Raw genomic sequence first — 14,205 nt, 5'->3', positions numbered from 1 at the left:
TGAGTTCAGGTTATCTAGGTAATAAATATGAAAGTTGTTGTCGTAGGCGGTAGCGCTGCAGGTATGAGTTTCGCAGCGAAATACAAACGTAATCAGCCACGGGATGAAGTGATTGTGCTGGATAAGCGCGATTACATCTCGTTCGGTGCGTGTGGTTTACCTTACTTTGCTGGTGGCATGTTTGATGACACTGAGCGCATGATTTCTCGTACGCCAGAACAAGCGATTAAATCTGGTTTAGACGTACGCATTGAAACCGAAATGGTGGCACTAGACCGCACGGAAAAGCAGATCAAAGTTCGCCACCAAGGTGAAGAAAGCACCATCGATTATGATATGTTAGTGATTGCCACTGGCGCACGCCCAATCGTGCCATCTTTCGGTGAGTTCAACCCAGAACACGTATACACGCTAACTAGCATGGAAGATGGTTTGGCAGTAAAAGAAGCGCTTAAGGACAGCAACAAACAACGCGTTTGCGTTATCGGCGGCGGTTTTATCGGCTTAGAAGTGTTCGATGCAGCGCACCTACTAGGCAAACACGTCACTATCATCGAGCGTGAACAACACGTGATGAGCCGTCAGTTCAGCCCAGAAATGATTGAAGTGGTAGAAGGTGCGATTCGTGAATCTGGCGCTGAGCTAAAAACCATTTGTAGCGTATCAGCCATTCGCGACGCGGAGCAGGGTGGCTACATCGTAGAAACCGACAACGGCAATGTTGAAGCAGACGTTGTGATCATGTCACTTGGTTTCAAACCAAACACAGAAGCATTCGAGTTACCAAAAGCAACGAACGGCGCATTGCTAGTGGATGAGTTTGGCGCAACAGAAGATGCACACATTTACGCTGTCGGCGACTGTGCAGTGGTTCACCACATGGCGCTAGGAAAATCAGTGTATGTTCCACTTGCAACCACAGCGAACAAACAAGCGCGCATGATGGCTGACAAACTTGCAGGCAAAGACACTTACATGAGTGGCTTCTTGGGTTCATCTTGCTTGAAAGTGCTGGACTACGAACTGGCATGCACAGGCGTATCGGAACTTCTAGCCAAAGAACACGGTTTGGAAGTGAAGGTTTCAACCATTTCAGATAAGAACCAAACCGACTACTACCCGGGTCAAGAAGACATTAAAGTGAAGCTGGTTTACCACCCAGAAACCAATGTATTGCTTGGCGGTGAAATCGTGGGCAAGAAGGGCGCAGTAGGCCGAATCAACGCACTCGCTGTTGCCATCACAGCGAAGATGACCACACAGCAACTAGGCTACATGGACTTCTGCTATGCACCACCATTCGCACGTACATGGGATGCGCTGAACGTTGCAGGCAACGTAGCGAAATAATTTAGTTATCCAAGATCATTCAGGCAAAACAAAAGGGCTCCAGAGTAATATCTGGAGCCCTTTTTTAATGCTTGTTGTGAATTATTAAGCAGATTTTTGCGCGTATCGATTTATCAATTTACTTAGAAACTTCGATGCAAAGGGATTCTTCTCTAGCAAACTTAGTTGCGAAGAATGGTAGGTAGCCTTCGGGGGAGCGAGAGCACTCTTTCAGACCCGCATTTTCATAGCGTGCCTGATAAATCGAAGGGGTTATCAGAGTCAATACGATAGCAACAGCAAGAGAACCTAAGATCAAATATTGTAAGCCGTTTCCATATACTTCATCCCAGCGTTTCTTTTTAAATGCAAAAAACAAAGCACTGATTAACCCTCCAAGTAATACCAAGCCAAATGGAATCATCGCTAAGTCAAACCTTGAGTAGACCGCAACGTCGCCAATTTGAGAAGCTAGCGTTAGAATTTTTTGATATCCAAAGTAAAAACAGAAACCAGATAAACCTATTAATAGCAAAATTCCTGGGTAAAGTTTGTACGTTTCTTTGTTTGATTTTTGGCTGTTATTCATATTGTTTTTGGTACTAGGTCGTTTATTGACTCGCGAATAAATTGTTTTATTTCAGACTCGATGACTTCTTTTCCGGTCTCTAAGGCATCCGCGATAAACATTGCTGTAAGGTCAAGAAGACTATCTTTAACGCTTTTTTGTAGCTCTTTTCCTTTCTCAACGGCTTCCTGCTCTGCTCTTTCGAGCAACTCAATGACCCTTTCAGTCACACCATAGTGTTTATCTAACTCATTTAATACAATGGATGTTACTAACCCTGCAACAACAACAACTGCGAGTTGTGCAGAAACGAGAGCGACAGAAGTTAGCATAAGAGATCCGGCAATTGCTGAAACCGCAGAAGATATTCCGATCTTCACTATGTCTACTGCTAAAGAGCCGATTAAGTCTGTTAAAAATACCTCGTCATTGAGTGCATAGTCCAGAATTCTGAAGCCTGCTGCGACATAAATGGTTAAAACGGTTCCAGATTTTATTGAATTTGCGAGACCATACTTTCCAATACCGAGTTGCACAACTTTGGGGTTATCCAGTCTATACGTTGTACCTGTTAAAATTCTTCTTAATCCAGAGTACCCTGACAACTTAATCATCTCTGTGCCAACTTGATTGTAATATGTTGCCATCCTCATACCAAAGGTTGCCTTTAGTCCCAACTTGGTAGCTTTTAGCCCATGAATATTAAACTGAGCGATAACCATCGAAGTTGTTACGATATCTTTACCGTTGACGCCATAATTGATGAGTATTTGAGCCCCTGTGGAGGTTGTCATTGACTTCCAAGTGCTATGAGTATCTTTCCAACCCCAACTTTGTAAAACTTTAAACGCTTCATCTAATGTCAAATACATCACATGTTCTTGGTTTCCTACCAATTGTTGTCGAAGAGTCTCGTCAGGCAGCTTTTTCGTGTTTATATATTCCCAGACATAAAGTCGTAGGGAGGCCAATACATGTTTTCAGGACTGATATTGGCTACAGGTTTTTGTGGGGTAGTAAAGTACGTGCTTTTTTTCTGGGGAGTAAGGAATCCTTTGCCAACGCCAGGAGTTATTCGGTTAGCTCTAGTTTCATTCTCATAGGCTATTGAAGTTTTTGGGAAAAATGTTTGTTCTTCAGCTTCAGAATGACTTGTGTGGCAAGCGTTCTTTTGTTCGTTTTCGTATGCAATTGATCCTTCGGGAAATATACTTTTCTCGTTGCTCATTTTTGGCACCAGATTTTTGGCTTGGGTGAGAGAATTGTAACGTTACAGGAATCTCCGGTTTGCCTAAAAACGTAAGCGAAATAACTAAAACAAATGATGTGTGATTTATGTACCGTTAGTGATTGTCTAGATAGCACCTAGATTACAAAACCTATATAACTCCAAAAAGGCCCCGGAGTTACCTCTGGAGCCTCACTTGTATCTGTTTCTAGGATGATTTTTGGGGAAGCTGATGGCTTAAAAAGGGAATATGAAGTTTAGAGCATCAGTTTTATTACCATCGATTTTTGGAGGGAAGCTTTAGCCCCAAAATCGCTTAGTAGTTTCTGGTCATCAGGCCAAGGATAGAAGCGCTATTCTCACCAAAATGCAAAGTGACGGACTTCGTTTCTCCTTGAGCGAATTTATCGCCCTGCTCAATCGAAGAAGGGGATAAGTACACTTGGCCACCAAAGTACGCTTTGATTTGAGATGTCTTGAGCTTAATACCACCGCCTGAGTTGTTGGTGATAACGGCTTGAATCATACGCTTGCCAGAAGGGCTGCTGAATATGTCGTAGCTCTCTATCGTGAAGTAACTGTAAGAAGGCATATCTTTACTGTGTTTCGGTTCCGGCACAAAGGTTGACCCAGAAACCGATCTCACGAATTGCATGGTGTCTTGCGATTGAGAGAGGCTATCTTGGATATCGCCGATTTTATTTTTTATGTTATCAATGTCATCTTTGCTTTCCGCATTCGCACTCGAGGCAAAGGCACACAACAGCATTAAGGTGGTTACATAGTTCTTGTTTGACATACTTAGACTTCCTGTTTTAATTATGCGAAACACAGTAAAATTGATTTAAATCAATTATGTCAATGTTGCGTCAATTCAGTAATTTGTATTCTTGCAATCTTCTATATGACTAGATATCACGTGCTCGCTTACCTTAATCCGATTATAGAAAGGGATAATCAGATGCTCTAGAAAGACGGCTCTTGGAGGGGGTAGTTTGTAGTGTGCAGTTCTTAATGGCATCGCAGTGATAGTTACAAACGAAAGACAAAAAAAGGGCTTCAGAGTTACCTCTGAAGCCCTTTTTTCTATTCAAGTTTACTGTTCAAGCTCTATTGAATTAACGGCGTTTAGGTTTGCGTTGACCCGTTGGTTTGCCTTGCCCTTGAAGACGACCTTGACCTTGTGAGCCCGCACCGTTTGAACGATTTTGGTTGTTGCTACCAGGACGTGATCCCGTATTAGGACGCTGACCGTTTTGGTTGCCACGACCTTGGCCGTTTTGTCCGCCTTGCGCTTTACCTGAACCGTTGCGGTTGCCAGATGGCTTACCGTTGCGAGAGCCACCTTCAGAGCGTTTATTTAAGTGACCACCGAAGCCCGGTTGGTTCTTAGTGTGTTTGGTCGCAAAACGGTTTGCACCGTGACGACCAGACTTACGACGCTGTGCTGGTGTTTGCGCATCAATGTCTTCTGCAGGAACCAGACAGTTTGGCTTATCACCAATCAGGTGTTTTTTACCCATGTTGATCAGCGCTTCGCGGATCATTGGCCAGTTCGCTGGATCGTGGTAGCGAAGTAGGGCTTTGTGTAGGCGACGCTGACGCTCACCTTTCGCCACAGGCACATCTTCACGTTGTTTGTATTTCACGCGCTTCAGAGGGTTAGTCTCTGAGTAGTACATCGACGTTGCGTTACACATTGGCGATGGGTAGAAGTTCTGTACTTGGTCACACTCGAAGTTGTTCTTCTTCAGCCATAGTGCCAAGTTCAGCATGTCTTCGTCTTCTGTACCTGGGTGTGCTGAGATGAAGTAAGGGATCAGGTATTGTTTTTTACCTGCTTCCGCGCTGTACTTCTCAAACATCTCTTTAAAGCGATCGTAAGTGCCCATGCCCGGCTTCATCATCAGATCCAGTGGGCCTTTCTCGGTATGCTCAGGTGCAATCTTCAGGTAACCGCCTACGTGGTGGGTCACAAGCTCTTTCACGTATTCTGGTGATTCAATTGCAAGGTCATAACGTACGCCAGATGCGATCATGACCTTCTTAACACCTTTTACTTTGCGAGCTGCGCGGTAAAGATCGATGGTGTGTTTGTGGTCGGTATTCAGTTTGTTACAGATACCTGGGAACACACAAGAAGGGCGACGACAGTTTGCTTCCGCTTTTGGATCGCTACAGCCAAGACGGTACATGTTTGCTGTTGGGCCACCCAAGTCAGAAATCGTACCGGTAAAGCCTGGAACCTTGTCGCGGATCTCTTCTAACTCGTTGATGATGGAATCTTGAGAACGGTTTTGAATGATGCGGCCTTCGTGTTCGGTAATCGAACAGAAAGAACAGCCACCAAAACAGCCACGCATGATGTTAACCGAGGTTTTGATCATGTCGTAAGCTGGGATTTTTGCTTTGCCATACATAGGGTGAGGAACACGCGCATAAGGCAAGCCAAATACAAAGTCCATCTCTTCTGTCGTCAACGGGATTGGCGCTTGGTTTACCCAAAGTTCGCGGTCACCATGACGCTGCAATAGGGCACGACCAGAGTACGGGTTGGTCTCTAGGTGCATAACACGACTTGCGTGCGCATACAGAATACGGTCGTTGTTTAGTTTTTCGAAGGCAGGTAAGCGCACCGCGGTGTTCGCAGCATCATGACGTGATGGGCGAATCGTAATTGGCTTCGCTTCTGGCTCTTCTTTTTTGGTGTCGCACTGAGTTTCTACTTCGTATGGGTTCTTAGGTACGAACGCTTCTTTACGAGGTTTCTCAATACGAGAGGAATCGATAACCGTGTAACCTTCTGGTTCTGCAGGTAAGTTCACCGCAGTACCACGGATATTGGTCATGTTGGTGATGTCTTCGCCATCGGCTAAACGGTGCGCTACTTCGACAAGAGCACGCTCGGCGTTACCAAATAATAGGATGTCAGCTTTTGCATCGAACAGAACAGAGCGGCGAACTTTGTCTGACCAGTAGTCATAGTGAGCCACACGACGCAAACTTGCTTCAATACCGCCAAGAACAATAGGTGTGCCTTTGTAGGCTTCACGACAACGTTGTGAGTACACCAAAGTTGCACGATCTGGGCGTTTACCACCTTCATTATTAGGTGTGTAAGCATCATCGTGACGAAGCTTCTTATCAGCAGTGTAGCGGTTGATCATGGAGTCCATGTTGCCCGCAGTGATCCCGAAGAACAGGTTTGGCTTACCAAGTTGCATGAAAGCATCTTTGTTTTGCCATTCTGGTTGAGCAATGATACCGACACGGAAACCTTGAGATTCCAATAGACGGCCAATGATCGCCATACCAAAGCTCGGGTGGTCGACATACGCGTCACCCGTGACAATGATAATGTCACAACTATCCCATCCTAGGGCGTCCATTTCTTTGCGACTGGTCGGCAAGAAGGGTGCCGTACCAAAACACTCAGCCCAGTATTTTTTGTACTCATGAATAGGAGTAATGTCGTTGGTCATATTTTGCTCTCTGTTCCAGGGAGCGCGAATTATAACGATTTGATAATCAGGTATCTATACCCAAGTTCCCTTATCAAGCTTAGTTCAGTAAGTTTTATTCGTAGATGAAAACTACTCGCAATTGCATTGGTGTTTTTTACTGCGTTATGTCCTTCAAAGCCTTGTGGTTATTGGCTTTGCTAATGGTAAAAATTTATTGATAAGCAATGGTGTGCTTATTGAAAACTCTTCCTATAATTTATTTAAGTGCATACTAATGCATACGTCATTTTGACTCTGAATACTGACCGAACGCCGTGACGTTCTAAATTGTGTATGACCACTTTGCAATCATAAAACTACAGCAAAATCAGGCGACACCATGGGTAATCAGTAAAAAGAGGCAATGGCTGATAAAAATAGGGGGCTAGGTAATGAGTGAACTATTGTCTATCGCACAAGGAGAGGTGCAGCCAGCGTCCGGTCATTCTCAGGTTATCGATTGGTCTTACGATATTCAGACCCGAGAATTTGAATGTGACCAGAAGGGCATGATGGCCGCTTTCGGTTTAAAGCAACCCATCAGCGGATTGGACGACTTGCTTGAACACATGTTGCTAGGCCAACAAGATGTCGCACGGGAAAAAATAGCGCAAATTGAACGAGATGGCGGGCATGGCAATTTGTCTTGTTGTTTGATGCCAAATGAGGCCATGTTGGTTCATGTCGACATGAGTTTTGAACGCCTGAATGATCACATCGTTCAAGGCAATGTTATTCCACAATTGAGTATCACGGGTTGTGAGGAATTGGCAAAAATCCTCGAAACCATCTTCGATTTACCTAACGTAGGTATCTTAGTAGCAGATCAAGAGACGCGAATCCTTGGTTGTAACCGTGCTTTTGAGCAACAAATGGGGTATGAAAATCGCGATATTGTCGGTTTGAAAACCAACATTTTTAGCTCGGACCATCACAGTAAAGCCTTCTACGATGATATATGGGAGCAGATTGGCCAAGAGGGTTACTGGAGTGGCAATCTATTAAGTCGTGCTTCAAACGGAAGTAATCAAGCCCACCATTTGTGTATCTATCGTCTTAATTTTACCTCTGGCCGAACACTGTTCCTTGGCTTTTCGACGGATATTTCTGCTTCTCTGCTTTGGATGAAAAAAGCGGGAGAACAAGCTCAACAATGGTCGGCCTTTCTTCCCCCTCGTGACGAATTCGAATCTCAGCTTGCCAATCTAGCAAGAGAAAATGGCAACAAAGATTTGAACATCGTCATGACGTTACGTCCTAATTTCTCGCGTAAAAACTTGCTTGAGCAACAGCTCGGTTTAGCGGATTTCATGATGCGTAGTCGACACGCGAGCATAGCCGGTCAATTATCCAAAGATGTATTTGTCGTTTGTTTGCAGACGCCTCGCTGTCAATGGCTTAGTCCTTTGAGGCTGATTCAGATTGCGTTAAGAGGCTTTTTTGTTGAACTAAGAAGTGAGCTGGGTTCGAGCATGCATGATGTGATTGTAGAAGGTCAAACAGGGGTATCAGTACTGGGTTACGATACCAATAATCCAAGACAAGCTTTGGTGCATGCCGCGCAAGCGATGGTCTCTGCACCGACAGGCGACCAAAGTTACTTTAGTTTTTACAACAGTGACTTGCATGATGAGTTGGTCAAGCGTCATCATCTGGAAGCGTTTTTGAGAACCCAAATTGAGAGCCAATTGGTGGATGTGTACTTTCAACCGATTATTGAAACTCGCACTGGAAAAATCGTGAAGTTTGAGGCGTTAGCTCGTTTCTACCATCAGAACAAAACTTACGATACACAAGAGATGATTTCAGTGGTGGAAGACCTAGAGTTGATCGCTGCGCTGGATGACGTAGTGTGCAGAACCGCACTCAAACAATTGCCTCATATTCAAAAAGTCTATGGTGAAGAGATTGGCTTAACACTCAACCGCTCGTTAAATACCAAATTAGATTCCCTTCAAGTTCTGCAAAGCTCATTAGATTTAATTGCAGAGAGTGGTGTAGACCCAAGCCGTATTACCATTGAGCTGACTGAAACCGCGTACTTCGAACAAGACCAAGAGCATACAGTCGCGTTGGAAGAATTGCGCGGGCAGGGCATTAAGATTGCGATTGATGACTTTGGTACGGGATATTCTTCGTTTTCCTATCTAGAAAAAGGCCAGTTTGATCTACTCAAGATCGACCGCAAGTTCGTCAAGAACATCGAAGAGGGCAGCACAAAATACAGCATCGTTAAGATGATCACTGAGCTCGCCCATAAGCTGAATGTTAAAGTGGTTGCCGAAGGGGTTGAGTCAGAAGAGGAGCTAAAAGTGCTTGCCAGTGTTGGCGTAGATTACATGCAGGGGTTCTTGTTTTCTCAAGCCATTCCTGTGGTTTTGTTGGATAAGCCGCAATGTCACAAGAAGCGATTTAATGGGGTAGTCATCAAGCCAACACGTGATGAATCTTTACTTTCACTGAGTCATCGTGATGTGAGGCGTTTAGACCCCGGAGAGCCATTATCATTGGCGGTTGAGTATATGAATCTTAGCCCAGACGCACCACTAGTCGTCATCAATGAAAAGTGCTGTGTTGGTCTGATTACGAAGGAACAGGTTAATTTGCATTTAACACCTGCGATGGGGACGGATCTGGAATCGGAACGAGAGAATCGTATTTGGAAGCGACCAGTGAACCAAGTGATGAATACAGAGCTTGAGAGAGTGGATGCAAACCTACCGGTCTCTGAAGTGAAAGCTTTAGTAAAAGCAGGCACTAAGTTCCCTTGGATTTTATGTGACTCGCAAAACGAATATCGCGGTTTGTTGACGCAAGAGGATGTGTTGAGTTATTTGGCCTCACTGTAATGGATGCTTACCCATAAGTAATAACCAAAAGCCATGTTGTGTTTAGGTGGTTTGGCGGTAGGCGATTTGCTATTATCGCCATCCCAAAATGACTTTTGAGTTTGCATTCAACATGATTCAACAACTGCTGTTAACTTTTCCTCCAATGCTGTTTGGCGCGCAAGCGCTGTTGACTTTGCTTTTGATTAAAGGCGATATCTGTCCGGGTCAACGTGGTCGTCTGCATAAGATGTTGCCATCAATTGGTATTCTTTGGTTGGCAGTGGCTTCGCTACGTATTGAAGCGTTTATGGTCGTATTCGCGATCTTCTATTTCTACTCTCAAGTTCAGACTAAAAAGACTCGTGAAAAAGGTCCACTATGGGCGCTGCACCTTGCTAACGGTTTAGCGTTTGCTTATGTGAGCATTCAAGTGCTCGAGCAACCGCACTGGGCAGCCTCGGCTTCGATGGCGTTGATGATCTTCTTCTTGGGTGCGGCATTCGCTCAGCTGCTTCTGGTTATTGCACGCAGCCGTCTGCAAGCTTTCCACCGTATTTTGCCTGTGACTGGCGTAGTTTCAGGTATGTTGTTGGTCGTGATGACCTTATTCTCGGCGTATCAATTGGATGAAGCGACGCTAAACTCAGTGACGCAACACATCTTAGCTTCATTGGCGATGCTGATTATGGCCATTGTCGTGTGGTGCTGGCATATCTTTACTCACAAGGCGCCGAATAAAGTTCAGTTGGCGGCGGCGCTATTACTGGCTCTTGCTTCAATGACCAGCCTTCAAGGTCTATTCTTGCTTGGCGCATAAGCCTAAGTGACCTTACATCCTCTCAGAATTCTGCTTAATGAGCTCGGGATTTAGACCGAGCTCACTTTCAAATTATCCGATTAAGTCTACGCTTTAGATATAGCCTCTATTCGTTTAGAGTGCGCCAAGACGCATGTGCTCAACAGAATTTAGGCCGAATACCTTGTCTTAGAGGAGTGTCGCTATGGACTTAAGCAATGTTAGTAACTGGGACAGCATTATTTTGCTGGGTATCGTCAATGAAAAGCTGCGCTTAGAGTGCGACAGCTTTGAAGAACTCGTTTCCATGTACGAAATGGATGTGGAATCGCTAGTGGGCAAGCTTGATATGCTTGGCTATCAATACGACCCACTCACTAATCAATTCAAATCTTACGAACGTTAAATTCGTCTCGCTTTCCGAATTTTTAAGCCATCTTGATGCCGTCAAGGTGGCTTTTGCATTGTTGGCGCGCGGTTGCAAAGAAGGCTTGTAAGTAACGCTTATCTTTTTCCGAATTTCGTGTCGCAGCAAACAAGCGACGCCATAATCCATCACCAAACGGCTTACTGGTGATGAGTCCTTGACGCGAAAACTCCGAAATAGCCCAGTTAGGCAATGCCGCGACGCCCAATCCCGCTGACACCATTTGAACGAGCATTAGCGTGTTATCTGCTTGCTTCCATTTTGCTGGCTCTATACCTGCTGGCTGTAAGAAGTGTTTCACCACATCCAATCTTTGTTTCTGAACTGGATACGAAAGCATGGTTTGATCGGCAAGATCTTCGGGCTCAATGATCTCTTTATTGGCAAGGGGATGGCTGGTGGACGTGATCAAGCGCATTTCGAAATCAAACAACGGTTCGTAGTGCACTTCAGAGCGAGGCTGAATGTCGGAAGTGATCACTAAATCAAGTTCCCCAGCGAGTAATGCAGGTAGAGGCTCAAAGCCAAAACCGGACGAGAAGTCGAGCGTGACGCTTGGCCAAGTGATCTGATACTCCTTAAGCGCAGGCATTAACCACTGAAAGCAAGAGTGACATTCGATTGCCATGTGCAAGCGGCCATTCACATCTTCTTTTAGGCTCGCGAGCTCGTTCTCGGCTCTGGCAAGCTTTGGCAAGACGTCATCGGCCAGTCGAAGCAAGATTTCACCTTCAGACGTAAACTTCACTGGGCGAGTTTTACGCAAGAATAGCTGACCGCCAATACGAGATTCGAGATCTTTGATTTGGTGAGAAAGGGCTGATTGCGTCAGATGCAAAGCTGTCGCTGTCGCTGTGAGTGACCCGGTATCTCGTAACGAGGTGAGGGTACGTAAGTGTTTCAACTCTATCATGAATCCCATTCATCCTTATGTGTCTGCCATGAGCTTTATTAACTTACCGATAAAAAATGGATATGTAAACGTCTAGACGTCCATTTGTTTTGATTGAGTGCGAGTGAGATCCCTCACTATGAAATTATTTAATAAACAAGTTGAATAATTGGATGTTGTTCAATTCGCTTGTCAGAGAGATAGTTTTAGCCATCCAGACATCTTGGTGAGTTTCATACTCGATGTTCTGACTCAAACATCAGACACTGAATAAGGAATACGGACATGGCGACGACAACGCATATTCTTGGCTACCCACGCATTGGTGAAAAACGCGAACTCAAATTTGCTCAGGAGAAATACTGGCGAGGTGAAATTGATCAAAACGAACTCAAACAAGTTGGTGCTGCATTACGTGAGAAGAACTGGAACACGCAAACGGAAGCGGGTTTAACCTTCGCTACTGCTGGTGACTTTGCTTGGTACGATCATGTGCTTACGACCACCTTGCTGCTTGGGCATGTCCCGAAGCGTCACTCCAATGGGTTTCCAGATCTAGACACGCTATTCAAAGTTGGCCGTGGGCAGTCTCAAGCTAGCTGTGATTACAAAGGAGCGGCCGCCTCTGATATGACGAAGTGGTTCAACACTAACTATCACTACATTGTTCCTGAATTCAGTAAGGACGATTCATTTGAAGTCAGTTGGCCGCAATTGTTTGAGGAAGTGAACGACGCGATTAAAGCAGGGCATAAAGTGAAGCCGGTTCTGCTTGGGCCATTAAGTTACCTGTATTTGGGCAAAGAAGTGGAAGAGGGCTTTGACCGCCTAACGCTATTGCCAAGAATTTTGACTGCGTATCAAGCCATTCTCTCTAAGCTGGCAAGTTTGGGTGTCGAGTGGGTGCAGATTGATGAGCCTATTCTTTCACTTGAACTTGAAGACAAATGGGCAGACGCATTCAAGCTCGCGTATCAGGTGATTCGCAGCGATGTGAAAGTTTTACTGACGACCTATTTTGATTCTGTTAGCGATACGCTGAATAAGATTATTGAACTGCCGGTGGATGGCCTACATATTGATTTGTCTGCATCACCAGAGCAACTGGATGAAGTTGTCGCTAAGTTGCCAGAGGATTGGATATTGTCCGCGGGTGTAGTGAATGGACGTAATGTGTGGCGTACTGACTTAAGCAAACAGTTGGAACGTTTACAACCCGTTAAAGAGAAAATTGGCGACCGATTATGGGTTGCGAGCTCTTGCTCACTGCTACACAGCCCAGTCGACCTCGATCTCGAACCTTCTTTGAGTGAAGAAGTGAAAAGTTGGTTTGCGTTTGCGAAGCAAAAAGTGACGGAAGTGGCGTTGCTAGGGCGTGCGCTCGATGGTGACCCAAACGCCATTCTCGCTTGCGATACTTACAGCCAGCCAATTAAGGATCGTAAGACAGCCACTCATGTGAACAAACCTCAAGTACAGGCACGTTTGAATAGCATTACCGCGTCACTCGGTGAGCGCAGTGCACCATATGCTGAGCGTGCCGCTCACCAAGCTGAAGTGCTTGATTTGCCGCTACTTCCGACAACGACTATTGGCTCCTTCCCACAAACGGGTGAAATCCGTGTTCAGCGCAGCGCGTATCGCACAGGCAAGCTTTCAGAAACTGAGTATCACCAAGCGCTAAAAGGTCATATTGCTGATGCGGTAAAACGCCAAGAAGCGCTCGACCTTGATGTTTTGGTGCATGGCGAAGCAGAGCGTAACGACATGGTGGAATACTTTGCCGAAAACTTGGCTGGCTTCCAAACCACAAAGTTTGGTTGGGTACAAAGCTACGGTTCTCGTTGTGTGAAACCAGCCATTGTTGTGGCAGATATTGAACGCGAAAAGCCGATCACAGTTGAATGGTCTACCTACGCGCAGTCATTAACCAGCAAGCAGATGAAAGGCATGCTCACAGGTCCGGTGACAATACTATGTTGGACATTCCCGCGAGAAGATATCACTCGTAAGGAAATAGCAAACCAACTAGCGCTTGCTTTGCGCGATGAGGTATCTGATCTACAAGATGCAGGCATCAATATTATCCAGATTGATGAACCTGCAATACGAGAAGGACTACCTTTGAAGAAACGCGACCACAAAGCCTATCTGCAATGGGCAGTTGATGCGTTTAAGATCTCTGCGGCAAGCGCGAAACCGGAAACTCAAATCCACACCCACATGTGTTACAGCGAGTTCAATGAGATTATTGATTCGGTGGCGGCGTTGGATGCGGACGTCATTACCATTGAGACATCTCGCTCGAACATGGAATTACTCAAAGCGTTTGAAGAATTTAATTATCCAAACGAAATCGGCCCTGGCGTTTACGACATTCACTCACCGAACATTCCAACACAAGAGTGGATTGAAGATCTGTTGAAGAAGGCAGCAGAGAAGGTGCCGGTGCAGCGCTTATGGGTGAACCCAGATTGTGGCTTGAAGACGAGAAACTGGGTTGAGACAGAGGCGGCGTTAGCAAATCTGGTCTCAGCCGCGAAAAAGTTACGCACTGAGCTCGCTTAATGATTATTAGCGAATGGAAATAAAAAAGCGAGGACATTGAGCCTTAATGCCGATCAGTTAAAC

11 protein-coding genes are annotated in these 14,205 nt (G+C 45.3%); 5 read left to right on the top strand and 6 right to left on the bottom strand.

Annotated elements, in window-relative coordinates; translation table 11 throughout:
- The first annotated feature begins 27 nt into the window (after nucleotides 1-27).
- On the top strand, nucleotides 28-1,350 hold the full coding sequence (locus H735_RS26080; RefSeq protein WP_020197899.1) for a CoA-disulfide reductase: 1,323 nt from the start codon (nucleotides 28-30) through the stop codon (nucleotides 1,348-1,350).
- Between the two features lie 118 nt (nucleotides 1,351-1,468).
- On the opposite strand, the gene H735_RS26075 is transcribed toward H735_RS26080, so the two are convergent.
- The 5 genes from H735_RS26075 to H735_RS26060 all read right to left on the bottom strand — a co-directional run bounded on the left by H735_RS26075 (nucleotide 1,469) and on the right by H735_RS26060 (nucleotide 6,607).
- Nucleotides 1,469-1,918: a hypothetical protein gene (locus tag H735_RS26075; RefSeq protein WP_020197898.1), complete on the bottom strand. Its 450-nt coding sequence runs from the start codon at nucleotides 1,916-1,918 to the stop codon at nucleotides 1,469-1,471.
- Entirely contained in the window at nucleotides 1,915-2,769 is an 855-nt protein-coding gene (locus H735_RS26070; protein WP_020197897.1) for a hypothetical protein, read from the bottom strand. The genes H735_RS26075 and H735_RS26070 overlap by 4 nt, the downstream gene beginning before the upstream one ends.
- Nucleotides 2,770-2,831: 62 nt before the next feature.
- On the bottom strand, nucleotides 2,832-3,125 hold the full coding sequence (locus H735_RS31750) for a hypothetical protein (protein WP_020197896.1): 294 nt from the start codon (nucleotides 3,123-3,125) through the stop codon (nucleotides 2,832-2,834).
- A 316-nt stretch (nucleotides 3,126-3,441) separates the two neighbouring features.
- Nucleotides 3,442-3,924 carry a hypothetical protein gene (locus H735_RS26065; protein ID WP_020197895.1) on the bottom strand — a complete coding sequence of 161 codons (483 nt, stop codon included), beginning with the start codon at nucleotides 3,922-3,924 and terminating at the stop codon, nucleotides 3,442-3,444.
- A gap of 319 nt (nucleotides 3,925-4,243) precedes the next feature.
- Nucleotides 4,244-6,607, bottom strand: coding sequence for a YgiQ family radical SAM protein (locus tag H735_RS26060; RefSeq protein WP_020197894.1), 2,364 nt, complete (start codon nucleotides 6,605-6,607; stop codon nucleotides 4,244-4,246).
- 413 nt (nucleotides 6,608-7,020) lie between these two features.
- Between H735_RS26060 and H735_RS26055 the strand changes: the two genes are divergently transcribed.
- The 3 genes from H735_RS26055 (at nucleotide 7,021) to H735_RS26045 (ending at nucleotide 10,661) form a co-directional block, all read left to right on the top strand.
- Complete coding sequence (locus H735_RS26055) at nucleotides 7,021-9,477, top strand: EAL domain-containing protein (protein ID WP_020197893.1); 2,457 nt, start codon at nucleotides 7,021-7,023, stop codon at nucleotides 9,475-9,477.
- Nucleotides 9,478-9,565: 88 nt separating this feature from the next.
- Nucleotides 9,566-10,276, top strand: a complete 711-nt coding sequence (locus H735_RS26050; protein ID WP_020197892.1) for a hypothetical protein — start codon at nucleotides 9,566-9,568, stop codon at nucleotides 10,274-10,276.
- A 184-nt stretch (nucleotides 10,277-10,460) separates the two neighbouring features.
- Nucleotides 10,461-10,661 (top strand): DUF4250 domain-containing protein, encoded by a 201-nt coding sequence (locus H735_RS26045; RefSeq protein ID WP_009706930.1) that lies wholly within the window; start codon nucleotides 10,461-10,463, stop codon nucleotides 10,659-10,661.
- Between the two features lie 22 nt (nucleotides 10,662-10,683).
- Here the strand turns inward: H735_RS26045 and metR are convergent, their stop codons facing one another.
- Nucleotides 10,684-11,595 (bottom strand): HTH-type transcriptional regulator MetR, encoded by a 912-nt coding sequence (metR, locus tag H735_RS26040; RefSeq protein ID WP_009706929.1) that lies wholly within the window; start codon nucleotides 11,593-11,595, stop codon nucleotides 10,684-10,686.
- A gap of 264 nt (nucleotides 11,596-11,859) precedes the next feature.
- Between metR and metE the strand changes: the two genes are divergently transcribed.
- Nucleotides 11,860-14,142, top strand: a complete 2,283-nt coding sequence (gene metE, locus H735_RS26035) for a 5-methyltetrahydropteroyltriglutamate--homocysteine S-methyltransferase (RefSeq protein WP_020197891.1) — start codon at nucleotides 11,860-11,862, stop codon at nucleotides 14,140-14,142.
- Nucleotides 14,143-14,205: the final 63 nt, after the last annotated feature.

The sequence above is a fragment of the Vibrio owensii CAIM 1854 = LMG 25443 genome, from assembly GCF_000817815.1.
GTDB lineage: Bacteria > Pseudomonadota > Gammaproteobacteria > Enterobacterales > Vibrionaceae > Vibrio > Vibrio owensii.
The sequence above is the reverse complement of the archived record's forward strand: the minus strand, read 5'-3'. Positions and strand labels throughout refer to the sequence as shown.

Coding starts and splice junctions, on each gene's coding strand:
- H735_RS31750 (WP_020197896.1), bottom strand. CDS start 3,125: ATGAGCAACGAGAAAAGTATATTTCCCGAAGGATCAATTGCATACGAA.
- H735_RS26055 (WP_020197893.1), top strand. CDS start 7,021: ATGAGTGAACTATTGTCTATCGCACAAGGAGAGGTGCAGCCAGCGTCC.
- H735_RS26080 (WP_020197899.1), top strand. CDS start 28: ATGAAAGTTGTTGTCGTAGGCGGTAGCGCTGCAGGTATGAGTTTCGCA.
- metE (WP_020197891.1), top strand. CDS start 11,860: ATGGCGACGACAACGCATATTCTTGGCTACCCACGCATTGGTGAAAAA.
- H735_RS26060 (WP_020197894.1), bottom strand. CDS start 6,607: ATGACCAACGACATTACTCCTATTCATGAGTACAAAAAATACTGGGCT.
- H735_RS26065 (WP_020197895.1), bottom strand. CDS start 3,924: ATGTCAAACAAGAACTATGTAACCACCTTAATGCTGTTGTGTGCCTTT.
- metR (WP_009706929.1), bottom strand. CDS start 11,595: ATGATAGAGTTGAAACACTTACGTACCCTCACCTCGTTACGAGATACC.
- H735_RS26070 (WP_020197897.1), bottom strand. CDS start 2,769: ATGTATTTGACATTAGATGAAGCGTTTAAAGTTTTACAAAGTTGGGGT.
- H735_RS26045 (WP_009706930.1), top strand. CDS start 10,461: ATGGACTTAAGCAATGTTAGTAACTGGGACAGCATTATTTTGCTGGGT.
- H735_RS26050 (WP_020197892.1), top strand. CDS start 9,566: ATGACTTTTGAGTTTGCATTCAACATGATTCAACAACTGCTGTTAACT.
- H735_RS26075 (WP_020197898.1), bottom strand. CDS start 1,918: ATGAATAACAGCCAAAAATCAAACAAAGAAACGTACAAACTTTACCCA.